21 protein-coding genes and 1 tRNA gene are annotated in these 25,324 nt (G+C 73.9%); 12 read left to right on the top strand and 10 right to left on the bottom strand.

What is annotated here, in order from left to right; all coding sequences use genetic code 11:
• The first annotated feature begins 3 nt into the window (after positions 1 to 3).
• Positions 4 to 1,311 carry an MFS transporter gene (locus tag L3i22_RS28430; protein WP_221320598.1) on the top strand — a complete coding sequence of 436 codons (1,308 nt, stop codon included), beginning with the start codon at positions 4 to 6 and terminating at the stop codon, positions 1,309 to 1,311.
• Positions 1,312 to 1,315: 4 nt separating this feature from the next.
• Here L3i22_RS28430 and L3i22_RS28435 read toward each other — a convergent pair whose 3' ends face one another.
• Both L3i22_RS28435 and L3i22_RS28440 read right to left on the bottom strand, forming a co-directional pair.
• Positions 1,316 to 2,062 (bottom strand): L,D-transpeptidase, encoded by a 747-nt coding sequence (locus tag L3i22_RS28435; protein WP_255657195.1) that lies wholly within the window; start codon positions 2,060 to 2,062, stop codon positions 1,316 to 1,318.
• A gap of 34 nt (positions 2,063 to 2,096) precedes the next feature.
• Positions 2,097 to 2,783, bottom strand: coding sequence for a GNAT family N-acetyltransferase (locus tag L3i22_RS28440; RefSeq protein ID WP_221320599.1), 687 nt, complete (start codon positions 2,781 to 2,783; stop codon positions 2,097 to 2,099).
• Positions 2,784 to 2,901: 118 nt separating this feature from the next.
• On the opposite strand from L3i22_RS28440, the gene L3i22_RS28445 reads away from it, so the two are divergent.
• Together L3i22_RS28445 and L3i22_RS28450 are read left to right on the top strand one after the other, a co-directional pair.
• The gene (locus tag L3i22_RS28445; protein ID WP_221320600.1) at positions 2,902 to 4,101 is read left to right on the top strand and encodes an MFS transporter; all 1,200 of its coding nucleotides are present in this window, start codon (positions 2,902 to 2,904) and stop codon (positions 4,099 to 4,101) included.
• Complete coding sequence (locus tag L3i22_RS28450; RefSeq protein WP_221320601.1) at positions 4,085 to 6,517, top strand: DUF6493 family protein; 2,433 nt, start codon at positions 4,085 to 4,087, stop codon at positions 6,515 to 6,517. Before L3i22_RS28445 ends, L3i22_RS28450 begins: the two co-directional genes overlap by 17 nt.
• Here the strand turns inward: L3i22_RS28450 and L3i22_RS28455 are convergent.
• Positions 6,492 to 7,640: a M20 family metallopeptidase gene (locus L3i22_RS28455; RefSeq protein ID WP_221320602.1), complete on the bottom strand. Its 1,149-nt coding sequence runs from the start codon at positions 7,638 to 7,640 to the stop codon at positions 6,492 to 6,494. The two genes, L3i22_RS28450 and L3i22_RS28455, sit on opposite strands and share 26 nt — an antisense overlap.
• A gap of 23 nt (positions 7,641 to 7,663) precedes the next feature.
• On the opposite strand from L3i22_RS28455, the gene L3i22_RS28460 reads away from it, so the two are divergent.
• Positions 7,664 to 8,065, top strand: coding sequence for a VOC family protein (locus tag L3i22_RS28460; protein WP_221320603.1), 402 nt, complete (start codon positions 7,664 to 7,666; stop codon positions 8,063 to 8,065).
• A gap of 165 nt (positions 8,066 to 8,230) precedes the next feature.
• Positions 8,231 to 8,303, top strand: a tRNA-Ala gene (locus L3i22_RS28465).
• A 23-nt stretch (positions 8,304 to 8,326) separates the two neighbouring features.
• Here the strand turns inward: L3i22_RS28465 and L3i22_RS28470 are convergent.
• Positions 8,327 to 9,751, bottom strand: coding sequence for a hypothetical protein (locus tag L3i22_RS28470; RefSeq protein WP_221320604.1), 1,425 nt, complete (start codon positions 9,749 to 9,751; stop codon positions 8,327 to 8,329).
• Between the two features lie 262 nt (positions 9,752 to 10,013).
• Here L3i22_RS28470 and L3i22_RS28475 point away from each other — a divergent pair, with 262 nt between their 5' ends.
• The 3 genes from L3i22_RS28475 to L3i22_RS28485 are packed head-to-tail and all read left to right on the top strand — an operon-like array spanning position 10,014 to position 13,806.
• Positions 10,014 to 11,222 carry an ankyrin repeat domain-containing protein gene (locus L3i22_RS28475; protein WP_221320605.1) on the top strand — a complete coding sequence of 403 codons (1,209 nt, stop codon included), beginning with the start codon at positions 10,014 to 10,016 and terminating at the stop codon, positions 11,220 to 11,222.
• Positions 11,213 to 12,544 carry an SDR family NAD(P)-dependent oxidoreductase gene (locus L3i22_RS28480; RefSeq protein ID WP_255657196.1) on the top strand — a complete coding sequence of 444 codons (1,332 nt, stop codon included), beginning with the start codon at positions 11,213 to 11,215 and terminating at the stop codon, positions 12,542 to 12,544. The genes L3i22_RS28475 and L3i22_RS28480 overlap by 10 nt, the downstream gene beginning before the upstream one ends.
• 2 nt (positions 12,545 to 12,546) lie before the next feature.
• A complete protein-coding gene (locus L3i22_RS28485) occupies positions 12,547 to 13,806 on the top strand; it encodes a gala protein (protein WP_255658722.1) in 1,260 nt (419 codons plus the stop codon).
• Positions 13,807 to 13,960: 154 nt separating this feature from the next.
• On the opposite strand, the gene L3i22_RS28490 is transcribed toward L3i22_RS28485, so the two are convergent.
• Together L3i22_RS28490 and L3i22_RS28495 are read right to left on the bottom strand one after the other, a co-directional pair.
• Positions 13,961 to 15,220: an alpha-amylase family glycosyl hydrolase gene (locus tag L3i22_RS28490; protein WP_221320606.1), complete on the bottom strand. Its 1,260-nt coding sequence runs from the start codon at positions 15,218 to 15,220 to the stop codon at positions 13,961 to 13,963.
• Positions 15,221 to 15,478: 258 nt separating this feature from the next.
• Positions 15,479 to 16,660: an NAD(P)/FAD-dependent oxidoreductase gene (locus tag L3i22_RS28495; RefSeq protein ID WP_221320607.1), complete on the bottom strand. Its 1,182-nt coding sequence runs from the start codon at positions 16,658 to 16,660 to the stop codon at positions 15,479 to 15,481.
• 89 nt (positions 16,661 to 16,749) lie between these two features.
• Here L3i22_RS28495 and L3i22_RS28500 point away from each other — a divergent pair, with 89 nt between their 5' ends.
• On the top strand, positions 16,750 to 17,742 hold the full coding sequence (locus L3i22_RS28500) for an enoyl-CoA hydratase/isomerase family protein (RefSeq protein WP_221320608.1): 993 nt from the start codon (positions 16,750 to 16,752) through the stop codon (positions 17,740 to 17,742).
• A gap of 79 nt (positions 17,743 to 17,821) precedes the next feature.
• The gene (locus tag L3i22_RS28505) at positions 17,822 to 19,321 is read left to right on the top strand and encodes an IPT/TIG domain-containing protein (protein WP_221320609.1); all 1,500 of its coding nucleotides are present in this window, start codon (positions 17,822 to 17,824) and stop codon (positions 19,319 to 19,321) included.
• Here the strand turns inward: L3i22_RS28505 and L3i22_RS28510 are convergent.
• Genes L3i22_RS28510 through L3i22_RS28525 form a run of 4 tightly spaced genes read right to left on the bottom strand, consistent with a single transcriptional unit; the run spans position 19,303 to position 23,287 of the window.
• A complete protein-coding gene (locus L3i22_RS28510; protein ID WP_221320610.1) occupies positions 19,303 to 19,857 on the bottom strand; it encodes a PadR family transcriptional regulator in 555 nt (184 codons plus the stop codon). The two genes, L3i22_RS28505 and L3i22_RS28510, sit on opposite strands and share 19 nt — an antisense overlap.
• Positions 19,848 to 20,660: a crotonase/enoyl-CoA hydratase family protein gene (locus L3i22_RS28515; RefSeq protein ID WP_221320611.1), complete on the bottom strand. Its 813-nt coding sequence runs from the start codon at positions 20,658 to 20,660 to the stop codon at positions 19,848 to 19,850. The genes L3i22_RS28510 and L3i22_RS28515 overlap by 10 nt, the downstream gene beginning before the upstream one ends.
• Before the next feature lie 15 nt (positions 20,661 to 20,675).
• Positions 20,676 to 22,667 (bottom strand): NADPH-dependent 2,4-dienoyl-CoA reductase, encoded by a 1,992-nt coding sequence (locus tag L3i22_RS28520; protein ID WP_221320612.1) that lies wholly within the window; start codon positions 22,665 to 22,667, stop codon positions 20,676 to 20,678.
• 41 nt (positions 22,668 to 22,708) lie between these two features.
• Positions 22,709 to 23,287, bottom strand: a complete 579-nt coding sequence (locus L3i22_RS28525) for a TetR/AcrR family transcriptional regulator (protein WP_221320613.1) — start codon at positions 23,285 to 23,287, stop codon at positions 22,709 to 22,711.
• A 95-nt stretch (positions 23,288 to 23,382) separates the two neighbouring features.
• On the opposite strand from L3i22_RS28525, the gene L3i22_RS28530 reads away from it, so the two are divergent.
• Both L3i22_RS28530 and L3i22_RS28535 read left to right on the top strand, forming a co-directional pair.
• Positions 23,383 to 24,243, top strand: coding sequence for an aldo/keto reductase (locus L3i22_RS28530; RefSeq protein ID WP_221320614.1), 861 nt, complete (start codon positions 23,383 to 23,385; stop codon positions 24,241 to 24,243).
• Positions 24,244 to 24,344: 101 nt separating this feature from the next.
• On the top strand, positions 24,345 to 25,322 hold the full coding sequence (locus L3i22_RS28535) for an alpha/beta hydrolase (RefSeq protein ID WP_255657197.1): 978 nt from the start codon (positions 24,345 to 24,347) through the stop codon (positions 25,320 to 25,322).
• Positions 25,323 to 25,324: the final 2 nt, after the last annotated feature.

Genomic DNA, 25,324 nt, shown 5'->3' on the forward strand with positions numbered 1-25,324 from the left:
GGCATGGTTCTCGTCGTACTGCTGACGGCCGCATTCACGCTGGCCGTCGATTTCTCCATCCTCAACGTGGCGCTTCCGGTGATCGGCGCCGACGTCGGCTTCTCGCTGACCGGGTTGCAGTGGATCGCCACCTCGTTCGCGGTCTGCGCGGCCGGGTTCACGCTGCTGTTCGGGCGGGTCGCGGACCTGGCCGGGCGGCGGCGCCTGTTCCTCTACGGGATCGCGCTGCTCGGGGCGTCCTCGCTGGCCGGCGGGCTGGCCGACAGCCCGGCGGTGCTGCTCGGGGCACGGGTGGCGCAGGGGCTGGCGACCGCGGCGGTCACCCCGGCCGCGCTGGCGCTGATGACCGTCTCGTTCCCGGAGGGGCCGCGCCGGGAGCGGGCGCTGGGACTGAACGGGGCGCTGATGGCGGCCGGGTTCACCACCGGGGCGATCCTCGGCGGGGTGCTCACCGACCTGGCGAGCTGGCGCTGGGCGTTCTTCGTCAACGTGATCGTCGCGGTCCTGGTCCTCGCGGTGGCACCGGTCGTGCTGGCCGAGAGCCGGCCGGCGGAACGGCCACGGCTCGACGTGCCGGGGGCGGTGCTGGTGACCGCGGGACTGGTGGTCCTGGCCTTCGGGACACTCTGGTCGACCCTGCTGGGTGGGCTGCTGCTGGTCGCGTTCGGGCTGGTGGAACGGCGGGCCGCGGAACCCCTGGCGCTGCTGCCGATGCTGCGGCGGCGGACCGTGGCCTGGGGGAACCTGGCCGGGATGCTGGCGTTCGCGACCGAGACCTCGCTGGTCTTCCTGCTCACGCTGGACCTGCAGCAGGTGCGCGGGTTCACCGCGCTGGAAACCGGGTTGTCGTTCGCGGTGCTGGGCGTGGGCACGGTCCTCGGCGGGATCCTGGGACCGCGGGTGATCGCGTACCTCCAAAGCCCGCCGAAGGCGGTGGTCCTGGGGTTGACGGCGCAGGCCGCGGCGACCCTGGTCCTGGTGTTCCCGGTGCCCCTGCCGGTCCTGCTCACGGCCACGTTCGCCGGCGGGGTGGCGAATCTCGTCGCGATCGTCGGGTTCATGGTGACCGCGACCGCCGGGCTGCCCGACGGCGAGCAGGGCCTGGCCGCCGGGCTCGCCACGATGAGTCAGCAGATCGGCATCACGCTCGGCATCCCGGCGATGTCCGCGGTCGTCGCCGGGACCGTGCCGGCGCTGGGGATCGGGACCGCGTTGCACGTCGCGGTCGCCGTGAACGCGGCCCTGTGCGTCCTCGGTGCCCTGGCCGTCCGGGTGTTCCTGCCGGCCGCCCGGCCGGCGGTCGCGGTGTGAGGCGTCAGGCCTTGCCGAGGTCGGCGGCGGTCGGGGCCAGCACGATCCGGGGATGCTGGGCCGGGTCGAGCCACTTCAGCAGGGTGACGACGTTCGCGCGGCTGACCGAGACGCAGCCGGCGGTCGAGCCCTTGCCGCTGGCGTGCAGGAAGACCGCGGAGCCGCGGCCGACGTGGGACGGGGTGCCGGTCACGTACTCGCCGTGCGCGGCGTCCCAGCGCACGCCGGCCGGCCGGTTGAAGTCGATCACCGCGGCGTAGGCGTACTGCGTGGGATAGGCCGCCAGGCGCTCGGCCTCGGCGACCCGCCAGGTGCGGTGCTTCGAGGCCGAGGGCTCGAAGAGGTTGTACGTCCGCGGATCACGCTTGTCGCCCACCCAGTAGTCGTTGCCGTCGACCTTGCGGTACGGCAGCCGGGTCCCGGGGTCGGCCCGCACCCCGAACGCCTGGGTGATCGTGAACGTCCCGGCCGGGGTCAGCCCGGTGTCCTGGACCCGGCGGGCGGCCCACGCCCAGCCGCCGTAACCGGTGCGCGCCGGCATCGCCGCGAACGTCTGCCGCCACTTGCCGTCGGCGCCGCGCTGGTAGGCACGCAGGGTCGCGGTGGTCGACTTCCAGCCGTGGCCGGTGACCACGATCAGCTGCCGGGCGTTGCCGACGTGGGCGAGCACCGGCACGGCCGCGGCGACCGGACTGGCCGGCACCAGCACAACCGTCACCAGCAGGGCCAGAAGCACCAGGAGTCTGCGCACGAGCAATGATCCTGACCGATCCGGCCGACAAGATCTAGTGCCGCGTGTGCCAGGTGGCCGTCGCGACCGTCCGGAAGCCCAGCGACTCGTAGAGCGGCCGGCCCGCCTCCGTCGCGGTCAGGGTGCAGACCTGGTCCGGGTGGGCGGCGAAGACACCGTTCATGAGGGCCCGGCCCAGCCCCCGCGACCGGAACTCCGCGAGGGTGGCCAGCCAGTACAGGCCGACCGCGGCGCCGTCGTCGTAGGTGTACGCCGCCGCGGCGGGCTCGCCCTCGGAGTAGGCGAGCCAGACCTTCCAGCCGGGCAGGCCGAGAACCCGCGGCGGCAGCGCCCGGCCGCGGACGACCGGCTGGTAGCGCGGGAACGGGAACCCGTCGATCATCACGCGCTCCGCGACGGCCAGGTCGTCCTCGCCGGTCACCGGCACCACGTTCGGGCCCGGGGCGGACGCGGGCGGGCCGGCCGGGCGGTTCATCACGGGCATGCGCAGCACGGTCGCCGGGGGCGCCGTCTCGTCCGTGCCGAAGACGTCCTCGATCGTCACCGGGCGGGACGTCGTGGCCAGCAGCGGCGCGATCGGGATCGGGCGCCTCAGCAGGATCCGGGTCGCCGCGGGCAGCTCGGCCCGCAGGTGGTCGCCGTGGTCGTGGGACTCCGGGGCCAGCGCGGACAGCATGGCGGCGGCGTTGGTCACGTAGACCTCGGCGTCGTTGGTGAGCACGGGCGCGACTCTAACGCGTACCAAAAAATGATTTGACCGTGCCGATAATCTGATCCTCCGTGCTTGCGGTCGGAGCCGGGAGGGGGCCTCTGCCCTTCTCCCGACTCAGGAGTCATCGATGCGCCGGGCACCCGCCCTCTCCTTTCTGCTGCTCACCGTCTTCCTCGACATGCTCGGGCTCGGCCTGGTCGTGCCGATCCTGCCCGCGCTGCTCGGCGCGGTCACCCCGCACCCCGCGCTCTGGTCCGGGCTGCTCGGGTCGGTGTTCGGGCTGCTGCAGCTCGCCGCCGCGCCGCTGCTCGGGCGGCTCTCCGACCGGTACGGGCGGCGGCCGGTCCTGCTCGCCTCGCTCGGTTGCCTCGGCGCCGACTGGGTGGCCCACGCCCTGGTGTCCGCGCCGTGGCCGCTGCTGATCGTGCACGCGCTGGCCGGCGCGTGCGCGGGGACGAACACCGTGGTGAACGCGTACATCGCGGATGTCTGCCCGGCCGGGGCGCGGGCCCGGGCGTACGGCCTGGTCGGTTCCGCCTTCGGTCTGGGTTTTGTGGCCGGCCCGGTGCTCGGCGGCCTGCTCGGTGGTGTCGACGTGCGCCTGCCGTTCCTGGTGGCGGCCGGCCTGTCGGTCGCGAACGTCGGCTACGGCTGGCTGGTCCTGCCGGAGTCCCGCCCCGGGGACGGTAGGACCGCGCTGAGCCTGCGGCGGGCCAACCCGTTCACCGCGATCGCCGCGGTCCTGGGACGGCCGGTCCTGGGCCGGCTCGCGCACGCCCGGCTGCACGCCGACCTGGCCCGGATGATCCATCAGTCGACCTGGGCGTTCTTCCTCACCTACCGGTTCGGCTGGGACACCACGCGGGTCGGCGTGATGATCGCGGCGGGGGCGCTGGCCGGGGCGCTGTTCCAGGCCCGGGCCGTGGGGCCGGTCGTCGACCGGCTCGGGGAGCGGCCGACCGCCCTGCTCGGCGCCGGGCTGGGCGTCGTCGCGTTCCTGGGTACGGCGTTCGTCACCGAGCCGTGGATGCTCTACGCCGTGCAGGGGGTCGCCGTGCTGTCGTCGGCGGGCGGCGCGGCCGCGAGCGCCTGGCTGTCCCGCGGCATCGGCGCGGCCGAGCAGGGCAGTGTGCAGGGCGCCCTGACCAGTCTGTCCGCGGTCCCGGAGACCGTCGTGCCGCTCCTGGCCGGGGTGGCTCTGACCTGGTCCCTCGCGCACGGGATCCCGGGAGCCGTCTACCTGGGAGCCGCCGCGTTCACGGCGATCTCCGCGCTGTTGCTCGCCACCACCCCGTCACTAAGCTCCGTGGGTGTCCCGCCTCGCTGAGCTACTCGCCGCCCCGGACGAGGCCGTCGTCCCGCTCCTCTGTGGTCTCACCGCGGCGGAGCGGGCGGCTCTCGGCCGGGACGTCGACGCGGTGTTCGCCGTCCCCCGGAACCTCAGCGCCCAGGACCACCACCGGCTGTGCCTGAGCCGGATCGCCACGCTGCCGCGCACCGCCGCACCGGTCGAGGTCCTGCCCCGCACCGACGAGGAGATGCGGATCGCCATCGCCCGGGGCCGCCCGCACGTCCAGGCGATCGCCGAGACCGCGATCCGGGAGCTGGGCTGGGCCGACGGTCTCGGGTGGTCCTTCGCCGGGGTCCGGGAGCTGGAACGGCGCGGCGCGGTCACCCTCCCGGCGGACGACGACTACGTGTGCGCGGTCATCGGCTCCTACCTGGAGAGCGGCAGGTGGCCGGGCGGCGTGTTCACCCCGAACACCGCGAGCTCCCCGCGCACCGCCGAGCGGCTGCTGGCCGAGCCGGACCTGCTCGACCGGGTCTTCTGGCGGATCTTCGAGGTGGACCGGGAGCTGGGCCCGAGCCTGGCGGGCACCGACCGCGGCCTGGTCCGTCCGGGCCTCACCTGGCGGGACGCGGTCCTCGACCTGATCGCCGCCGGGTACGCCGGCCACGGGCGGGTGCTCGACGCCACCCTCGCCGCGCTCGGCCACGCGACGTCGGCGTTCCGGGCCGGCTGGTTCGTCCGGCTGCACCGCGACCTGGCGCCGGGACCGGACCGGACCGCGTCCCGGCAGCCCGCCTACGACCTGCTGCTGCGCTCCCCGATCGGCCCGGTCGTCACGGTCGGCCTGGACGCGTTCCGGGCGCTGCGCGTGACCGACCCGCCGAGCCTGGTCGACGCGGTGCTGTCGCCGGGCAAGGCGGTCGCGCTCAAGGCGCTGAAGCTGGGTGGGCCGGCGCTCGCCGAGACCGCCATTGAACACCCCCATCCCGACGTACGGGCGGCCGCCGCCCGTCTCCTCGGCCGCCCCGCACCGGTCCCGGTCCGGCCGCCGGCCGCCCCCGCGCCGGCCGGGCTCCCCCCGTTGGCCGCGGTGACCCCGATCGCCGGCCACGCGGAGCTGGCCGAGGCGTTCGCGATCCTGGTCGAGGACCCGTCCGACGCCGACCTGATGGAGCGCGCCCTGTGCGCGGCCGCCCGGCTGGGTCCGGATCCGGATCCGGAGCGGCTGCGCACGGTCGCGCGGCGGCTGCGGCGCCGCATCGGGACCGCCCCGTTCGAGACGGACGTCCTGCTCGTGCTCGGCACGGTCGTGTGCGCGGCCGCCGGGCGCCCGGCCGTCGAGGGCCACCGGCCACCGGCCAAGACGGGCCTGCTGGTGGCCCGGGCCGCCGAGATCGCCACGGCGCTGCGGTCCGGCGTCCGGTTCGCGCCGCTGGCCGAGCCGACCCACGCCGGCGGCTGGATCGACCCGGCGGTGCTGGCCGGCCGGGTGGTCGCCGCGGACCGCCCGGCCGACGCGATCGCCGCCCTGCTGCGGCTCGGCCCGGATCCGGCCGCCGGCGGGCCCGAGCCGGCGGCCGAGGTTCCGGGGCCGTTCGGCGCGGCGTTACGGCACGCGCTCGGCGGCCCGGCACCGGCCGGGGTCGACGACCGCCTGTGGATCGCCGCGGCCCGCGCCCGCGCGCCCTACGGCGACCTCACCGACCTGATCGCCCACGGGTGCGACGACGCCGGGGCCGGCCGGGCGCCCGCGCTGACGCCCCGGCTGCTCGCCGACGGTGGGATCGGGTTCCTGGCCGCACGACCGATCCGGCCCGTCAACGCCGATCCGCTGCTGCCCACGGTCGCGCTCGGCACCATCCACGAGCGGCCGGACGAGTTCGTGGCGACCGCGTGGTGGCCGTGGCTCGCCGCGACCTGGCCGGGCAATCTCGACGTCCCGGCCGCGCTCGCCCTGCTCCAGTGGCCGTCCGGGGAGACCGGCCGGGTCACCGGCGAGGGCGTCCTGCGACCGCTGCTCGCCGCCCGCGCCGGGCTTCCGCCGACCGCACGGGTGCTGGTCGCCGCGGTCCTGGGGTCCGAGCGACCGATCGATCGGGTGACCGCCGCCGACGCCGTACCGGATCTGGTTCCTGATCGTCTTTCCCCGGCCGACCTGGGTGCGGCGATGGCCTGGCTCGCGCCGGTGACGCCGCTGCGGCGCTGGGCGTCGTCGCTGCGGGCGGTCGCGGAGGCCGGTCACGGCACTGTCGTCGCGGCGATCCTGGCCGCGCTGCTGCCGGCCCTCGACCGGACCCGGGCCGGCCTGTTCGAGCTGGTCGAGCTGCTGGCCGAACTCGCGCTCCCGGTGTCCGGGAACGATCTGCGGGAGTGGCTCGCCGGCTTCACCGGCACCGGCAAGGCCGCCCGGGCCGCCCGCGCGGCGCTCAGCCCGCCGGGCTCAGGAGACTGAGCACCGCCGCGTGATAGGTCGCCTGGACCGGCGGGATCGACGAGATCAGGATCCGCTCGTCGGTGCCGTGCAGGCCCTCGTAGGTCACCCCGAACCCGGCGGTGGCCGGGATCCCCAGTCCGGCGAGATAGTTGCCGATGTTGGACGGCCCGGCCACCTTCGGCGTCACGGCCAGGCCGAAGGTCCCGGCGGCGGCCAGCATCGCGCGACGCAGCGGCGAGTCCGCGGCCAGCTCGTAGGCCGGCCAGGTCAGCACGTGCTCGATCGTCGTCGCGGGCGTCCCCGGCCAGCGCGGGTCGACGGCCGCGACCGCGCCCCGGATCAGGGTTGCCGCGGCGACCGCGTCGAAGTCGCCGATCGTCCGCACGTCGACGCTGACCATGCACCGGTCCGGGGTGACGGAGAAGCCCGAGCCGCCGTCGACCGCGGTGACCGTGATCTTCCCGCCGGCGGCGTCCAGGGCCGCCAGCGACCGGATCACCTCGGCCGCCTTCACGATCGCGTTCGGGGTGCTGCTCCGGCCGCCGGAGTGCGAGGCCACGCCGTACACCTGGATCCTGAGACGATGGACGCCGCGCCCGCCGATCACCAGGTGGTCCGGGCCGGGATAGCCGATCAGCACGCCGGCCGGCGCCGCCCGGCCCGCGAAGTACGCCTTCGCCCCGCCGAATCCGCCGGTGTGCTCGTCCAGGTCGAACAGCAGCGTGAGGGTGCCGTGCAGGCGGTCCCGCCGCGCCGCGAGCCGGGCCGCGACGTGACAGAAGATCGCGACGCCCGCCTTCGAGTCCGCGCTGCCGCGCCCGTGCAGCCAGCCGTCCTCGACGATCGCGCTGGCCGGCGGGTGCGTCCACCGGCCCTCGTCGCCGAACGGCGCGGTGTCGAGGCAGGCGTCCAGCACGTACCGCGGACCCGGCTGGCTCCCGACGACGTCACAGACGACGGCGACGGCGTTGCCGCCGCCGTCGAGCAGGGTGGTGGAGACCAGGCCGCGACGCGCGAGCCAGTCCGTGAGAAAAAAGACGATTGCCGGGTACGGATCCACGCCGCCCCGGCTGGGAATCGCCACCAGCCCCCGGGTCAGCTCCACCACCGACCCGGCGTCTGCCCGCGCCACCTCCAGCACCCGGCCGACCCTACGCTGTCAACATGATCGATCCCACGGCACCGATCCGCATCGCCCGCCCGAGCCGCGACCTGGCCGCCGCCGAGCGCTTCTACGCCGGCGGCCTGGGCCTGCACGTCCTCTACCGCGGCTCGGCCACCGCCCCCGGCGAGCACGACCTGGTCATGCTCGGCCTGCCCGGCGCGGCCTGGCACCTGGAGCTGGTCGGCGGCGCCAACCTGACCGCCGAGCCGACCCCGACCGACGAGGACCTGCTGGTCATCTACGTCGGCGGCCCGATCGACGAGGAGCTGATCGCCCGCCTCGAGGAGTCCGGCGGCCGGCGGGTCGGGCAGGGCGACTACTGGGACCGCTGGGGCGTCACGATCGCCGACCCGGACGGCTACCGTCTGGTCCTGTCCACCCGGACCTGGTCCAACGGCTGACCCCGCGCGCGGCACGGCGCGGGCGACCGGATCGATAGACTGCGCGGCGGCGAGCCGTAGCGCAGAGGTCGTCGCGTCGCACTGCAAATGCGAAGGACGCCGGTTCGATTCCGGTCGGCTCCGCCACCCCCGCCGGGTGCGGTTGTTAGGCTTCCGGTCGCGGTGGGGCCGGTAGCGCAGAGGTCGACGCACACGGTTCGCATCCGTGGGGACGCCGGTTCGATTCCGGCTCGGCCCCACCGCCCCGACGTCAGCCGGCGGTCACTCCTCCCGGGCCTTCGCCCAGCCCAGCGGCGACCGGCCGTGGTAGGGGTCGTGGTACTCGTTGACGACCTCGCCGGTGACCGCCAGCCACCGCCGCAGATCCGCCACCATGACCTCGTCACCGGCCGGCTCGAACAGGTTGACCAGGCATTCGAGCACAATCCGCCACCGGTACGCGTGGGACCCGTGCCAGGCGCTCCGGTCCTCCGTGGCGGCCAGCGACGCGGCGTACAGCAGGTGGGCCTCCAGCCCGATCCGGGCCGCCACGTGCGGGTTGTTCAGCACCGCCGGGACGATCCGGGTCAGCCGCCAGGCCGACTCGGCCCAGTCGGACTCCGGGCCGCGCTGGCCGACCGTGACCAGGCTCCGGGCGTTGTCCGCGCCGCCGAGCGCCAGCACCTCGTCCGGCACCTCGCCGTCGCGGAGCATCGAGCGGGCCTGGTGCAGGGCCACGCCCAGGGTCATCCGCACGGTGGCGGGGGCGGCCCACTCCTGTTCGGCGTGCGCGGCGAGGCCGGCGTCCACCTCGCGCGCGACGTCGCGGTAGCGCCGCGCCAGGTCCGCCTTGCCGAGCTCCCCGGTGAGCTTGCCGTAGTACGCCGCGGCTCGGACGATGGAGACGCGGTACATCGGCGGCAGGGCCATCGTCTCGCCGATCAGCGACGGGATCTCCGACGCGTCGATCTCGGCCCAGGTGCCGACCGCCACGCCGCCGGCCGCCTCGGCGATCTCGGTGCGCCCCTGCCGGGCGTGCTCGCGCATCGCAATCGTGGCGGCGCAGCGCAGCACGTCGACGTAGTAGTCGTTGTCGCCCTCGAGCGTGTTGATCTTCAGTTGTCGGGCGAGCATCAGCCGCACCACCTGGTCCGCCGAGCCCAGGATCAGATCGGGGTCGCCGTAGTCCGCCATCAGCAGCGCGTTGGTGTAGAGCAGCCGGCAGAGGCCCAGCTCGTGCTCGAACGCGTCGCCGGCCGGCCCCTCGGCCACCACCGCCCGGACCACCCGGTCCATCGCCAGGATCGCGTCGGCCACCCGGCCCTGCCCGTGGAACGCCCGGGCCCGGCGCACCCGGACATCCGTGATCCACTGCGCCGCGTCCGCCCGGCCGCTGTCGAGCGCCGCGCCGTAGGCCTCCTCGGCGGCGTCGAGCGCGGCCAGCGCGTCGTCCGGCCGGCTCACCGCCTGCAGGCTCGACCCCAGTCCGTAGTTCAGCGCGCCGAGCATGACCAGGTCGTCGACGGTGATCTCGCCCTGCGAGGCGATGACCGCGTCGACCAGCTCGACGGCCTGTTCCTGCAGGGGCACGGCCTCGGCGACCCGGCCCTGCCGGAACAGTTCCAGCGACTGCTCCTCCAGCAGGGCGGCCTGCGATCGTCGCGCGTGGTTGGCGTCCTCGTCCCGTGACCTGCGTCCCCACCTCATGGCCGGAATGCTTCCACATCCGCGCTCGGCCATCGTCCACAGTCGCCGGTGACCCGGAGCCGCGGCTCAGCCACCCGGCCGGCATGCCGGTACGAATCCGGCGCGGACCCACCGCCCGGAAACTGGCTGGGGGTCCGGCCCGGTCGATCATTAGACTGCGCGGCGGCGGGCCGTAGCGCAGAGGTCGTCGCGTCGCCCTATCAAGGCGAAGGACGCCGGTTCGAATCCGGCCGGCTCCGCCAGTTCACGGGGAGAGGACGCGGTGGATCTCGAACGGCGGCAGGACCGCGAGCGGTACGCGACGATGCTGGACCTCGCGGCGCCGGCCGGCATGATCGCGGCGGCGACGGCCGCCCGGCTGGCCGGGGACTGGCGGGCCGCCTGTGCCGCCGCCCTGGTCGACGTGCACCTCGACCTGCGCGGCGTGGCCGACGTGTTCGGGGCCGGCCCGGCCGCGAAGATCGAGGCGGACCTGGCCGGGTTCGCCCCCGACTTCGTCCGCCGGCACCTGCCGCGCGAGTTCGACGGCCCGTTCTGGCCGCACCTGCGGGTGGTCCTGTACCGGTCGGCCGAGCCGATCACGGTGAAACGGTGGCGGGGCGCGCCGGTGCTGGTCCTGACTCTGCCCCGGATGAACGACATGGCGCAGCGCCCGGCGTTGCGGGTGGTCGACGCGAGCGACCTGACGGGGACGTGGAAGGAGCTTCCGGCGTGGGCCTGGTACGCCGGCGCGGTGCGGGAGCGGACCCGTGCCTACGAGTCGCCGGCCGGATACGGGCCGGCGGGGTCCAGGTCCCGCGCGCCGCAGGACGCGGCGCTGGTGCGCGCGGGGACGCTGACGCCGGACCAGCTGCATCCGCTGGTGCACGAGGCGCTGTTCCCCGACCGCACCCAGGACTGGCAGCCGATCAGGCACGAGACGTACGGCGCGCACCGGGTCCGGTGCGGCACCGACTGGCATCTCGTCGAGGTGCTCGGCGCGAGCGTGGAGACGCCGTACCACGACGAGGCGGAGCTGCGCCGGGAGGAGACCCTGCGGGCGCTCGGCGGGCGGGTCAGCGGCTGCGCGGCGGCGGCCGCCGGTTTCCGGGCCGGGGGCAAGGGCATACCGAAGGAGATCCGCCGGCATCGGCAGCGCATCCTCACCCGGGCGTTCTACGGCGACACCGACGGGCTGCTCGCCGACCTGGCGGCGGGCTGTGACCCGCGGTTCCGGGACGCGGAGGGCCGCACGCTGATGCACCGGCTCGCCCACGTGGACCATGCCCGGGTGCTGCCGGTCCTGCTGGCCGCCGGGCTGTCGGTGGACGAGCCGGATCACCACGGCCGGACCCCGCTGCACGCGGCGGCGTACTCCGGCGCGGAGGATGTGATGGCGGCCCTGATCGCGGCAGGCGCGCGGGCGAGCGTCCAGGACGCGGGCGAGGTCCTGAGCGTCCACCGGCAGCGGGAGATCGGCAGGTGGACGTGAACCGGGAGGAGCTGGCGGCCTGCCTGGCCGCGCTGGACCGGCTCGACGATCCGGAGCTGGACGCCGATGACCGGCTGGCCCTGGAACGGGCGGTGACCACGGCCGCGCGCAAGATCAAGCAGCGAGCCAAGGCGCGCCGGTCGGCGGCGACCCGGGCCGCAGACCGGGTCCTGCTCGCCGCCGCGACCCGCTTCCACACCGAGATCCCCGCAACGGATCCGGAGCAGTCCGATCCGGATCAGCCGCCGATCGGAACGCTGCGGCGCGGCCGGCTGTGCTACGTGTGCAAGGACGAGTACCGGACGGTGGACGCCGACTACCACCTGATGTGCCCGGCCTGCGCCGAGGAGAACCGGGCCTGGCGGCACGCGCGCACCGACCTCACCGGGCGCGGCGCGATCGTCACCGGCGGCCGGGTGAAGATCGGCTTCCAGGTGGCGTTGAAGCTGCTGCGCGACGGCGCGGACGTGGTGCTGACCACCCGCTTCCCGGCCGACGCGGCCCGGCGGCTGGCCGCGCTGCCGGACTTCGGCGACTGGTCCGGGCGGCTGCACGTCTACGGCCTGGACCTGCTCGACCTCGCCGCCGTGCACGAGTTCGTCGGCTTCGCCGGGCGGCACTTCACCAGCCTGGACCTCCTGGTCAACAATGCCGCGCAGACGCTGTACCGGCCGCCGGCGTACTTCCGTGAGCTGCTCGCCGGCGAGGTCGCGCCGCTGCGCGGGCCGGCGTCCCGGCTGGCGATCACCGGTCCGGTCACGGATCGCGCGCCGGTCCTCGCGGACGACTTCTTCCCGGCCGGGTTCGTCGACGAGACCGGTCAGCAGCTCGACCTGCGCCCGGTCAACTCGTGGACGCTGCGGGACGCCGACGTCACCCCGCACGAGTGGCTCTCCGCGCACGTCGTCAACGCGTTCGCCCCGTTCCTGCTCACCTCGCGGCTGCGGCCGCTGCTCACCGCCGGCCCGCCCCGGCACCGGCACGTCGTGCAGGTCTCCGCGATGGAGGGCAGCTTCTCCCGCGCGAACAAGACCGTCCGGCACCCGCACACCAACATGGCCAAGGCGTCGCTGAACATGCTGGTCCGCACGTCGGCGGCGGACTACGCCACGGACGGCGTGCTGATGAACGCGGTGGACACCGGCTGGGTCACCGACGAGCGCCCGCACCCGAGCAAGCAGGACCAGCGGGCCGCCGGCTTCCGGCCGCCACTGGACGTCATCGACGGCGCGGCCCGCGTCTACCATCCGGTCGTGGCCGCCGAACGGGGCGAGCCGATCAGCGGAAGTTTCCTCAAGGATTATCGGAGCGTGCCCTGGTGACCATGCCGATCCGTTGCCCGGCGATCCAGAACCCGGAGGCCGGCCTGGCCCCGGCGACCGATTTCGATCCGCTGGTCGCCTGGCTCACCGACACTCCCGCCGCCACTCCCGGCCCGCTTCCGGCTCCCGGTCCGCTGTCCGGCGCCGGGCCGTCGACGCTTCCGGCTCCCGGTCCGCTTTCCGGCGCCGGGCCGTCCGGGCTTTCCGAGGACCAGATTTCGCCGTACGGCGTTCCGCCCGCGCCCGCCGTCTTCCCGCGCGGCGCGATGCAGCCCGACGGCCGCCTGGACCTGTGCAAGCAGGGCATCGGCCCGGTCGAGGTGGGCCGGATCGCGGCCGCCGCGGCCGGTTCCCCGCACGTCCGGCACCTGCTGCTGGGCACGAACGCGCTGGGCAGCGAGGGCGTCCGGGCGGTCGCCGGGGCGCTGCGGCCCGGGCACGGCATCGAGACGCTCTACCTGGGCTGCAACCGGATCGGGCCGGACGGGGTGGCGATCCTCGCCGACCGGCTGGCCGGCGACGACACGGTGCGCGCGCTGTGGCTCAAGCGCAATCCGGTCGGTGACGAGGGCGTGGCGCGGCTCGCGGGCGCGCTGGGCGGGACCGCCAACCTCCGTACCCTCGATCTGGTCAACACCGGGATCACCGCGACCGGCCTGACGACCCTGACCGACGCCCTGGTCGCCGGGGGTCCGCGCCTGCAGCGGCTGTTCCTCGGCGGCAACGGCTTCGGGCCGGAGGTGGTGCCGGTGCTGGCCCGGCTGATCCACGAGGCCGGCGTCCGGGAGCTCTACCTGGCGGTGAACCACCTCGGCGACGAGGGCGCCGCCGCACTGGCCTCGGTGGCCGCCGGCGTGCCGATGACTCTCGGACTCGGCGGCAACGGCCTGACCGCGGCCGGCGCCGCCGCCCTGGCCCGGCACTGCGCCGCCTGGCAGGTCCTCGACCTGGCCCGGCCGCCGTCCCAGCAGGCCCTCGGCGGCAGCCCGAACGAGCTGGGCGACGCGGGTGCGGCGGAGTTCGCGGCGGCCCTGCCCGGCGCCCGGCTGCGCCGCCTCGACCTGCGCCTGACCGGCATCCGCGGCCGCGGCGCCCGGCTCCTGGTGGACGCGATCGCTTCCGGTCATCCGACGCTGGAGTACCTGGGCATCAACGGCGGCGTCCCGCGCCGCCAGCGCCGCCGCGCCGGCGACCTGCTGTCGGAGCGCACCCCGACCGCCCCGCACCCGGACATCCGCGCCATCGCCAGCATCTATCGCTGAGGCCGCGGGCACAGTCATGGCCTGCGTCGTCGCGTACCTCGATCGGATCCCGTTCGCGCTCAGTGGCTGGAGCTGATGCCGCGCCGGGGCGGCGGCCAGTGGGGCTGACGCCGCACCGAGACGGCGGTCACCGGATCTGGCGCCGGGGCGGCGGTCAGGCGGGTTCCAGGACGGCCCAGCCGGGGCCGGGGACGAACGTGCCGTTGTCGATGTCGTCGTGGGTCAGGACGGTGCGCAGCGGGCCCTCGTCCAGGGTGAAGTCATGGCCGTGGTCGGCCGCGTTGAGCAGGACGATCAGGCGGCGGTCGCCGTCCGTGGCCTCGTACGCGAACTGCTTGTTGGCCACGTGCAACGGCCGGGTCACCGCCCGGTGCAGCCAGGAGTGCCGGCGCCGGAGCCCGATCAGCTGCTGGTGCAGCCGGTAGGTGGGCCGGCCCAGCTCGGACAGGCCGGCCGGGGTCGCCGGGAACGCCGGGCGGATCTCGTCGTCGCCGAACTCCCGGTCGTGCTTGACGCCGGTGAAGGCCTGCTCGTCGCCGGCGTAGATGCTGGGCACCCCGCCGACGGTGAACAGCAGGGTCAGGGCCAGGCCCAGGTGGCGCGGCTCGGTGAGCGCGCTGGCCAGGCGGGTCACGTCGTGGTTGCCGACGAACGTCAGCGGCGCGAAGTCCCGGGAGAACGTGTTGTGCCGGTCCAGCGCCCAGGCCAGCTCGAAGAAGTTCAGGTCGTTCAGGCCGCTCCAGACGGCCTTCCAGAGCTCGTACTGGGTGACCGAGTCGAGGCCGCCGTCGGTGACCCAGGCCGGGTAGTCGCCGTGGATCACCTCGCCGACGAACCAGCCCTGGTCGATGCGGCCGGCCGTCTTCTTCCAGAACGGCAGGGGCACCGCGTACGCCGCGTCGAGGCGCCAGCCGTCCACCCCGAAGTCCAGCCAGTGCCGCAGCACGCCGGTCACGTAGTCGGCGACGGCCGGCTCGTCGTGGTTCAGCACGACCAGGGCCCGGTGCCCCTCGAAGACCTCGTAGTCGTCGCCGGCCCGGCGGAACCAGCTCGCGAACGCCGGGTCGCCGAACCGGGCGAACCCCCGGCCCACGTGGTTGAACACGCCGTCGAAGAGGACCCGGATGCCCCGCCGGTGGCACTCGTCGAGCAGCCAGCGCAGGTCGTCCTCGGTGCCCAGGCGCGGGTCGACCCGGTAGTGGTCGACGGTGTCGTACCCGTGGGTCTCGGAGGCGAAGATCGGGCCGAGCGCGAGCCCGTTGCAGCCGAGCTCCAGCAGGTACTCCAGCCAGGGTTCGAGGTCGCGCAGGCGCGGGACGGGCGGGGCGCCGGCCGGCAGCGCCGCACGCGGAGCGCCCAGGAACGTCAAGGGGTGGACGTGCCACCAGATCACGTGCTCGGACCAGCCGGTCATCGAAACCCCCGCCTCAGTCAACTACCCGGTCCTGACGGGCCGGGCTGATAGCTCTCTGCCACGCCGGCTGCGAGGTCAGGCAATGGACGGGCGGTTGACTGCGCCCCGGCCCGGACGAATCCGGGCCGTCATGGCTGCGACATCAACGGTCCGCGATAGCCGTTCCCCGATCGCGCGGGTGCGTCGGGACCTCCGCCGTGCCGCGAAAAAACTAGCACGCTTGTTCAGATCGGCGACACAGGCGGCCCGGGAGGGTGATCAGCCCAGCTCGGCCAGCGGGACGGACGGGTCGGCGAGGCGGGCCGGGTCGACCGGCCGGTCGGCGGCGATCAGGGCCTGGATGTCGTCGGTGACGTCCCAGACGTTGAGGTTCATCCCGGCCACCACCCGGCCGCCGACGGTCCAGAACACGATCGCCTCGAGTTTGCCCAGGTCACCGCGGACGACCAGGTCGGCGCCGGGTTCGACGCGGCCGGCGAACTCCATGCCGAGGTCGTACTGGTCGGTGAAGAAGTACGGCACCGCGGTCCACGGGGTGCCGCGGCCGAGCATGGACCGGGCCGCGGCCGGGCCGGAGTTGAGCGCGTTCGCCCAGTGCTCGACGCGGATCCGGCCGTAGCGCGGGTGGTCGACGTTGGCGACGTCACCGGCGGCGAAGACGTCCGGGTCGCTGGTGCGGTGGTAGGCGTCGACCAGCACGCCGTTGTCGACGGCCAGCCCGGCGCGCTCGGCCAGCTCGGCGTTCGGGACCGCGCCGATCGCCACCAGGACGTGGTCGGTGTCGACGACCGCGCCGCCGGCCAGCACGACCTGCTTCTCGCGCAGCTCCTGGACCCGGGCGCCGAAGCGGAAGTCGACGTCGTGGCCGCGGTGCAGCTCGCCGAAGAGGGCGCCGACGCGCTCGCCGAGCGGCTCGCGCAGCGGGACCTGGTCCGGGGTGATCACGGTGACCGCGACGCCGCGCTCACGGGCGGCCGCGGCCACTTCGAGGCCGATCCACCCCGAGCCGACGATCGTCAGATGCCGGGACGCCTCCAGCACCGCCGACAGGGCCGCGGAGTCGTCGTAGGTGCGCAGGTAGTGGCCGCCTTCGACGGGCAGGCGTCGGGGCCGGGCACCGGTGGTCAGCAGCAATTTGTCGTACGAAATAATCTCTTGACTGGTTTTGAGGGTCTTGTCGGCGAGGGACAGCTCCTCGACCCGCTCGCCGAGCCGCAGCTCGATGTCCCGCCCGGAGTACCAGTCCGCGTCGTGCACGAACGGGCTGTCCAGCTCGGCGGTGCCCAGGAGCAGGCCCTTCGACAGCGGCGGCCGTTCGTAGGGGCGGCGCGGATCGTCGCCGATCAGCACCACGCGGCCGGGGAAACCCTCCGCGCGCAGGGTCTCGGCGGCCTTCGCCCCGGCCAGACTGGCGCCGACGATCACGTACGTCTCAGGCATGGTCTTGATGGTCCTTTCGCATCGACGACGGCTCACCCTCGATTCCCCCACGCGGACCCTGTGGTCGGCAAGGCGGCTATAACTGGATCATGCAGACCGAACCGGTGATCGTGGACGTGGACGGGCGGGTCGGGCGGCTGACGCTGAACCGGCCGAAGGCGATCAACGCGCTCACCCCCGAGATGGTGGCGATCATGCGGCGGGCCCTCGCCGAGTGGGCGTCCGACGACCGGATCCGGACCGTGGTGATCAGCGGCAACGGCGAGCGCGGGCTGTGCGCCGGCGGGGACATCCGGGTGATCCACGCCGACGCGGTCTCCGGCGGCACCGCCTCGATCGACTTCTGGGCCGAGGAGTACCGGCTCAACGCGACCGTCGCGGCCTATCCCAAGACGATCGTCGCCGTGATGGACGGCCTGGTGATGGGCGGTGGCATCGGGATCTCCGCGCACGCGTCGGTCCGGGTGGTCACCGAGCGGTCCCGGCTCGCGATGCCCGAGGTCGGCATCGGCATGCACCCCGACGTGGGCGGGTCGTGGCTGCTCTCGCACGCGCCCGGCGAGCTCGGCACGCACCTGGCGCTCACCGGCTCGCCGGTCGGGGCGGCCGACGGGATCGCCGCCGGGCTGGCCGACCACTTCGTCCCGGCCGCGTTGCTGCCCCGGCTGATCGCGGAGCCGGAGGCGGTCGCCGAGCTGGCCACCACCCCGCTGCCGGGCGACTTCGCGGACGCCCGCGAGTGGATCGACGCCTGCTACGCCGGTGACTCGGCCGGCGCGATCGTCGCCCGGCTGGCCGCGCACCCCGCGCCCGGCGCCCAGGCCGCGGCCAAGGAGATCGCGACCCGCTCCCCCACCGCGCTGACCATCACGCTGCGGTCCCTGCGGACCGCCGCCCGGCTGCCGGATCTCGACGCGGCCCTGGCCCAGGAGCTGCGGCTGTCGGCGGCCATGCTGCGCCTGCCCGACCTGGCCGAGGGCATCCGCGCGCAGATCATCGACAAGGACCGCAACCCGCGCTGGCGCCCGGCCACCCTGGACGAGGTGTCACCGGCCCTGATCGACGACTGTTTCGCCGGGTGACGGCGGACCGCCGGGGCGGCACCGCAACGGCAACCGGACGTGACCGGGTTGCTCTCCGGCGGCCCCGATCCTCGTCTGCATGGCCACTCCCAAGCAGGCTCGCCGCGCTGCCGCCCTGACCGTCGCGACCGCCGCCGCCGTCACGCTCGCCTCCGCCCCCGCGGTGGCGGTCACGCGGGCCGCGGGTGCGCACCCCTCCGCTCCGGTCGTCTCGGTCCGGGCCGACAAACCGTCCACCAAGGTGCCGACCGGCAGCGCGGTCCTCCCGGGGTTCGGCTCGACGGCCGGCGGGACGACCGTCACGATCACCGGCAGCGGGTTCTCCACGATCGACATCAGCGACCCGGCCGCGGTGAAGTTCGGGGACGTCAACGCGGCGTCGTACGTGGTGATCTCGGACGCCAAGCTGACCGCGGTCACACCGGCCGGCGACGGCGGCAACGTCTACGTGAAGATCACCAACGTGAACGGGACCAGCACCGGGAAGCTCACCTTCGCCTACCGCACGCCGCTGACCGCCGAGTTCGAGTCGCTGGTCGGGGCGAAACCGGCCGGTGGGACCGTGCTGGCGGTGACGGTCTCCGGCGGCACGGTCGGGACCAGCACGAAGGAGTTCGCCGCCGAGAAGGTCACCGCGCGGGTCGGCGAGACCAACACCACCGTGGGCTGGGTCGACCCGACCCACGTCAAGGTGCTCCTGCCGGCCTCCATGAAGATCGTCCCGCAGACGATCACCCTGATCCACGACGGCGTGATCGGCCCGGTCTCCGAGTCGACGGTCCGGTACGCGCCGGCCGTCACCTCGATCGCCCCGGCGAAGGTGTCCACCGCCGGCGGCGAGACCGTCACGATCACCGGCGCGGGCTTCTCCGACGAGGTCACCGGGGTCACCATCGGGGGCGTGGCGGCGACCAGCTTCGCGGTGAAGTCGGCCACCCAGATCACCGCGGTGGTCCCGGCCGGCGAGAACGGCACCGTCCCGGTGGTGGTCACGTCGGCCGGCGGGACCGGCACGATCCCGCTGACCTACCGGGCGCCGCTGGGCATCGAGATCCCGGACGGCACGGCCGCCCGCGCGAACGGCGGCACGGTCCTGCTCACCGTCACCGGCGCGACCATCGGCGCCACGGCGGCGGCGTTCGCCAACGAGAAGATCACCGCCACGGTCGGCAGCGCCAAGATCTCGCCGGCCTGGGTCGACGCGACCCACGTCCGGGTGGCGATGCCGGCCTCGTCGGCGGCCGCGGGCACTGTCACGCTGCTGCACGACGGTGTCGCCGGCGCCCCGGCCGCGGTCGACTACGTGCCCGTGGTGGCCAGCCTGTCCGGCAACGCCGACAAGCTCGCCGGCGGCGCGAAGGTGATCGTGAAGATCGCCGGGGGCGAGCCGACCAGCGCCAAGGACTTCAAGTTCGGCGGGGTCGCGGCGACCTGCTCGTCGCAGGGCGCGGGCGCCTACGCCTGCATCGTCCCGGCGGCGGAGCAGGCCGGGCCGACCTGGGTGACGTTCACCGCGAGCAGCGGCACGGCCAGCCGGTTCACCCCGCAGGCGACGTTCAACTACACCGACCTGGACTGAAGCACGTGCAGCGCCAGCTCGCCCCAGGAGATGTTCTCCCGCTCGAAACTGATGCCCCGCTGGAGCGTCAGGTACGGCCCGATCCGGTTCCCGGTGGCGAGGAACTCCTCGTGACCGCGGCTGCCCAGGATCTCGGCGAGCTGGCGCTCGTACGCCTCCAGGCGTTGTTCACTCTGTTTGATCCGGGTCTCGATCGAGGACCGGACGGCGGCGCTGTCGGCCCAGGCCAGCGCCTCCACCTGGACCAGCAGCTCGTCGCGGACCGTGGTCGGCCGCGGCTCCCGCCGGGTGAACTCGTGCAGCGCGGCTCTTCCGGTGCCGGTGACCGTGAAGAGCCGCTTGTCCGGGCGTTTGTCCTGCTTGACCACGCGGGCCGAGAGCAGGCCCTCGGCCTCCATCTTGTCCAGCTCGCGGTAGAGCTGCTGCGGCGTCGCGGTCCAGAAGTTGGCGACCGAGACCCGGAACCGCTTGGCCAGGTCGTAACCCGACGACTCCCGGTCGATCAGCGCCGCCAGCAGGGCATTTCTCAGGGCCACAGACGAATCCTACGGGCCCGCTCGCGGAACGCCGGAGTCTCCTTCTTGAGCACCGCGCGACGCAGGATGCCGGTGTTCGGCAGCCGCAGCAACCGCAGCTGCTCCCGGCGTTCGCGCCCGAACGTGCGCCGGGCACTGCCGGTCAGCGCCCCGTCGATCAGGCGTTTCGCCGCGGCCAGGGCGTCCGGCGACTTCGGCAGCAGGCTCTCGGCGAACGCCGTCGCGGCCTTGACCGGCTCGTCGTGCAGCTCGGTGACCAGGCCGAGCTGATGCGCCCGCGCGCCGTCGAACTGCTCGGCGGTCATCGTGAGGCGCTTGGCGACGTCCGGGCCGACCGCCTCGGTGAGGCTGCGCACGCCGGTCATGTCCGGGATGATGCCCCACTTGCCTTCGAGGACCGACCACTTCGAGTCCGCGGTGGCGAAGCGGAAGTCGGCGGCGAGCGCGATCTGGATCCCGCCGCCGTAGCAGTGCCCCCGCACCGCGGCGATCACCGGGACCGGCAGCCGCCGCCAGGCCCAGCAGGCCTCCTGGAACGTGTTGGTGCCGCGCCACGGCGCCGGGACGAACGCTTTGGCGACCCGGCCCGGCGTCTTCATCGTGCCGGCGATGTCCAGCCCGGCGCAGAACGACGGGCCCTCGCCGGCGATCACCACGGCCCGCAGGGTGCGGTCCTTCTTCAGGTCGCGGGCCACGCGGATCAGCTCGTCCAGCGTGTCCAGCGTCAGGGCGTTGAGCTTGTCGGGGCGGTCGAGCCGGACCTGAGCGATGCCGTTGTCGACGGTCAGCGACAGATATTTCATTTTTTGTCTCCGAAATCAGACACGAGCGGCGAGCTCGGTGGCCTGCTTGATCGCCCGTTTGGCATCCACCTCGACGGCGACGTCGGCGCCACCGATCACATGCACGGTCTTGCCGAGCTCTTTCAAGGGCTCGATCATTTCCCGTACGGACGTCTGCCCGGCGCACAGCACGATGGTGTCCACGGCCAGCACCCGGTCCGCGAGATGCAGACCGTCGTCGTCGATCCGCTGGTAGTCGACGCCGCGCAGCATCGTCACCCCGGAGTCCTGCAGCGTCGCCCGGTGCACCCAGCCGGTGGTCTTCCCCAGTCCCTTGCCGAGTGCCGTCTCCTTGCGCTGCAGCAGGTGGACCTGGCGCTTCGCGGCGGTCTTGACCTTGGTGGCCAGGCCGCCCCGCTCGACGTCCGGGTCGGTGACGCCCCAGCGTCGCATCCAGTCGTCCAGCGGCTCGTCCGGCGCGTGCACCAGGAACTCCGCGACGTCGAAGCCGATGCCCCCGGCCCCGATGATCGCGACCCGGTCACCGGCCGGCGCACCGTCGATGAGCTGCTGATAGGTAAGAACAGACGGGTGGTCGATGCCCGAGATTTCAGGAATTCTCGGACGTACGCCGGTGGCGATGACCACCTCGTCGAACCCGGCGAGATCGTCCACCCCGGCTCGTGTCCCCAGTCGCAGCTTCACCCCGCGGATCTCGATCATGTGCTGGTAGTAGTCGAGGGTCCGGGCGAACTCCTCCTTGCCGGGAATCCGCGCCGCGAGCCGGAACTGCCCGCCGATCGCCTCCCCCGCCTCGAAGAGCTCGACCTGGTGCCCGCGCCCGGCAAGCTCCACGGCCGCGGTGAGCCCGGCCGGCCCGGCGCCGACCACGGCGACCCTCTTCGCCCGGCGGGTCGGCAGCAGAATCAGCTCGGTCTCGTACCCGGCCCGCGGGTTGAGCAGGCACGACGCCCGCTGGTTGCGGAACGTGTGGTCGAGGCAGGCCTGGTTGCAGGCGATGCACGTGATGATCTCGCGTTCCCGGCCCTGCTCGGCCTTGACCACCCACTCCGCGTCGGCGAGCAGCGGCCGGGCCATCGACACCAGGTCGGCGTCGCCGTCGGCGAGGATCTGCTCGGCGGCCTCCGGCCGGTTGATCCGGTTCGAGGCGATCACCGGGATCGACACCACGTCGCGCAGCTTGCGGGTGACCCAGGTGAAGGCGCCCGGCGGCACCGAGGTGACGATCGTCGGCACCCGGGCCTCGTGCCAGCCGATCCCGGTGTTGAACAGGCTCACCCCGGCGACCTCCAGCCGCCGGGCCAGCTCGGCGGTCTCGTCCCAGGACTGGGCGTCGTCGACCAGGTCGAGCAGGCTGATCCGGTACTGCACGATGAAGTCGTCGCCGGCCAGCTCCCGGGTCCGCCGGACGATCTCGACCGGGAAGCGCATCCGCTTCTCGGCGGTGCCGCCCCAGGCGTCGGTGCGGTCGTTGGTCCGGGCGGCGAGGAACTGGTTGATCAGGTAGCCCTCGGAGCCCATGATCTCCACGCCGTCGTAGCCCGCCCGCCGGGCCAGCTTCGCGGCGCGGGCGAACGCGGTCGCGGTCCGGTCGACCTGCCGGGACGACATGGCCCGCGGGCGGAACGGGGTGATCGGCGACTTGCGGGCCGAGGCGCCCTGGCTGAACGGGTGGTAGCCGTACCGCCCGGCGTGCAGCACCTGCAGCAGGATCTTGCCGTCGTGCTCGTGGACCGCGTCGGTGACGAGCCGGTGCGCGTCCGCGTGCCGGCCGCTGGTCATCGTGCTGCCGAACGGCGCCAGCCAGCCCCGCCAGGTCGGCGCGTAGCCGCCGGTGACCATCAGGCCGACGCCGCCCTTGGCCCGCTCGGCGAAGTACGCGGCGAGTTTGGGCAGGTCACGCTCGCGGTCCTCGAGCTTGGTGTGCATCGAGCCCATCACCACGCGGTTGCGCAACGTGGTGTGGCCGAGGTCCAGCGGGCTCAGCAGGGTCGGGTACCGGCTCATGGACCAGGACTATACAAAGAGTTGCATAGTAAAGGAAGTGACTACGTCGCCCTGGCGGTCACCCCGTCGACCACCAGCTGCAGCATCCGGCCGGCCTGGTCGACGTCGGCCGCGGCGAGCATGACGCCGGCCATGCTGGCCGAGACGTCGCCCGGCCGGACGTCACCCCGGAGACTGCCGTCGGCCCGGCCGGCCGCGAGGATGGCGTCGATCGCCCCGTTGAGGTGCTCGCGGGTCTGACCGGACGTGATCGCGCCGCTGGCGATCACCGCGCGCAGCGCCTCGGCCATCCCCCGCTTGGTGGCGACGAAGTCCTGGTAGCGCCGCATGAACTCACGCAGCGCGGCGGGCGGGGCCAGGTCGGCGGCCAGCCGCGGGGCCATCGCGCAGAGGCGGGCCAGCTCGCTGCGGTAGACCTCCTCGACCAGGGCCTCGCGGGACGGGAAGTTGCGGTAGAGCGTGCCGACGCCGACGCCCGCCTCCTGCGCGATCGTCTCGATCTTGACCAGGTCGCGGCCGTCGGCGAGGGCCTTGGTGGCGGCGTCGACGATGCGCTGCCGGTTGCGCTGGGCGTCCCGGCGGCGCGCGGGCGGTCGTTCGGGCTCGGAAACGGGGATCACCTCCGAAGCGGAATCGATTCCGCTTCTGCTACGGTCGGCTACGGGAAGCGGAATCGATTCCGCTTCCGTGCCATCGTATCGGGAGGGCCACCATCATGACCAAGTACGGGAAGCTGGGCGACCACGAGGTCCTGCGGGTCGGCTTCGGGGCCATGCAGCTCGAACACGGCGACCCCGCGGACGCCGTCGCGGTCCTGCGCCGCGCCGTCGAGCTCGGCGTCGACCACCTGGACACCGCCCAGTTCTACGGCCCGGGCACCGTCAACGCGCTGATCCGGACCGCGCTGCACCCGTACCCCGCCGGGCTGCGCATCGTCAGCAAGGTCGGCGCCGCGTCGCATCCCACCGCGCGGCTCGTCGCCGCGCAGCAGCCGGCCCAGCTGCGGGCCCAGGTCGAGGAGAACCTGCGCGCCCTCGGCACCGACCACCTCGCGGTGGTCAACCTGCGCCGGGCCGACCTGGCGCCCGGCATCATCGCCACCGGCGACCAGGCCGTCGACCTCGACAGCCAGCTCGCCGAGCTGATCGCCCTGCGCGACGAGGGAAAGATCGGCGGGATCGGGCTGAGCCACGTCAGCCTCGCCCAGCTGCGGCAGGCCCTGCCGGCCGGCATCGTCTGCGTGCAGAACCTGTACAACGTGCTCACCCGCGACCACGAGGACCTGCTGGCCGCGTGCGCCGGGCACGGGGTGGCCTGGGTGCCGTTCTTCCCGCTGGGGTCGGCCTTCGACGGTTTCCCCAGCGTGGCCGGTCACCCGACGGTGGTCGCCCACGCGCAACGCCTCGGCATCACCCCGGCCCAGGCCGGGCTGGCCTGGCTGCTCGGGCACAGTCCGGCGACGCTACTGATCCCTGGTACGCGGAGCCTCGCCCACCTGGCGGAGAATGTGGCGGTCGCCGGGATCACGCTGGACCGGGAGGCGACGACCGCGTTCGACAGCGTGGCCCAGGGGTGACCCCGCCAGTTGGCGGGGAGGATCCGCCGCGTGGCGGTGTGCCGGATCACCGGGCCGCAACAGGATGGTCATCACCCAGCAACACGCCGAGGAGGCACCTCGTGACCATCCAGATCGGCCCACCGCCGCCCTTCGACCCGGAACTCGCCGCCGCGCTCGACGTGCTCGGCGCCAACCTGCCCAGCGCCGTCACCGCCGAGATGATCCAGCCGATGCGCGACGGCGCGCTGCTCGCCGTCGCCGGCGAGCCGGACCTGACCCGGGACGGCGCGTTCACCGTCACCCGGCGCACGGTCCCCGGCCCGGCCGGCGACCCCGGGATCGAGCTGCTGATCGTGGCCCCGGCCGGCGCCGACCGAGCGCTGCCCGGGCTGTACCACATCCACGGCGGCGGCATGATCCTCGGCGACAACACCACCGGCATCGAGGTGCTCCAGGACTGGGCCGCCGAGGTCCCGTCGGTGATCGTCTCGGTCGAGTACCGGCTGGCGCCCGAGCACCCGCACCCGGCCCCGGTCGAGGACTGCTACGCCGGCCTGGCCTGGACCGCCGCGCACGCCGCCGAACTGGGCATCGACCCCGACCGCCTGATCGTCGCGGGGGCCAGCGCCGGCGGCGGGCTGTCCGCGGCGGTCGCGCTGCTCGCCCGGGACCGGGGCGGGCCCGCGCTCGCCGGCCAGATGCTGCTCTGCCCGATGCTCGACGACCGCAACGACACCCCGTCGACCCTGCAGATGACCGGCCGGGGCGTCTGGGACCGCACCTCGAACGACACCGGCTGGACCGCGCTGCTCGGTTCGTCCCGCGGCGGTCCCGACGTGTCCCCGTATGCCGCACCCGCCCGGGCCACCGACCTGGCCGGGCTGCCCCCGACGTTCATCGACGTGGGCTCGGCCGAGACGTTCCGGGACGAGGACGTCACCTACGCCACCCGGATCTGGCAGTCCGGCGGGCAGGCCGAGCTGCACGTCTGGCCGGGCGGCTTCCACGGCTTCGACCTGCTCGCCCCGCAGGCCGCCATCTCGCAGGAGGCCCGGGCCGCCCGCCTCCGCTGGCTCCGCCGCCTCCTGGCCGGATAGCC

It is taken from the genome of Actinoplanes sp. L3-i22 (genome assembly GCF_019704555.1).
In the GTDB taxonomy this organism is placed as follows: Bacteria; Actinomycetota; Actinomycetes; order Mycobacteriales; family Micromonosporaceae; genus Actinoplanes.

Excerpts from the sequence above, each read along its gene's own strand:
- L3i22_RS28430 (WP_221320598.1), top strand. The coding sequence starts at position 4 with ATGGTTCTCGTCGTACTGCTGACGGCCGCATTCACGCTGGCCGTCGAT.
- L3i22_RS28445 (WP_221320600.1), top strand. The coding sequence starts at position 2,902 with ATGCGCCGGGCACCCGCCCTCTCCTTTCTGCTGCTCACCGTCTTCCTC.
- L3i22_RS28460 (WP_221320603.1), top strand. The coding sequence starts at position 7,664 with ATGATCGATCCCACGGCACCGATCCGCATCGCCCGCCCGAGCCGCGAC.
- L3i22_RS28470 (WP_221320604.1), bottom strand. The coding sequence starts at position 9,751 with ATGAGGTGGGGACGCAGGTCACGGGACGAGGACGCCAACCACGCGCGA.
- L3i22_RS28485 (WP_255658722.1), top strand. The coding sequence starts at position 12,547 with ATGCCGATCCGTTGCCCGGCGATCCAGAACCCGGAGGCCGGCCTGGCC.
- L3i22_RS28490 (WP_221320606.1), bottom strand. The coding sequence starts at position 15,220 with ATGACCGGCTGGTCCGAGCACGTGATCTGGTGGCACGTCCACCCCTTG.
- L3i22_RS28495 (WP_221320607.1), bottom strand. The coding sequence starts at position 16,660 with ATGCCTGAGACGTACGTGATCGTCGGCGCCAGTCTGGCCGGGGCGAAG.
- L3i22_RS28500 (WP_221320608.1), top strand. The coding sequence starts at position 16,750 with ATGCAGACCGAACCGGTGATCGTGGACGTGGACGGGCGGGTCGGGCGG.
- L3i22_RS28505 (WP_221320609.1), top strand. The coding sequence starts at position 17,822 with ATGGCCACTCCCAAGCAGGCTCGCCGCGCTGCCGCCCTGACCGTCGCG.
- L3i22_RS28515 (WP_221320611.1), bottom strand. The coding sequence starts at position 20,660 with ATGAAATATCTGTCGCTGACCGTCGACAACGGCATCGCTCAGGTCCGG.
- L3i22_RS28520 (WP_221320612.1), bottom strand. The coding sequence starts at position 22,667 with ATGAGCCGGTACCCGACCCTGCTGAGCCCGCTGGACCTCGGCCACACC.
- L3i22_RS28530 (WP_221320614.1), top strand. The coding sequence starts at position 23,383 with ATGACCAAGTACGGGAAGCTGGGCGACCACGAGGTCCTGCGGGTCGGC.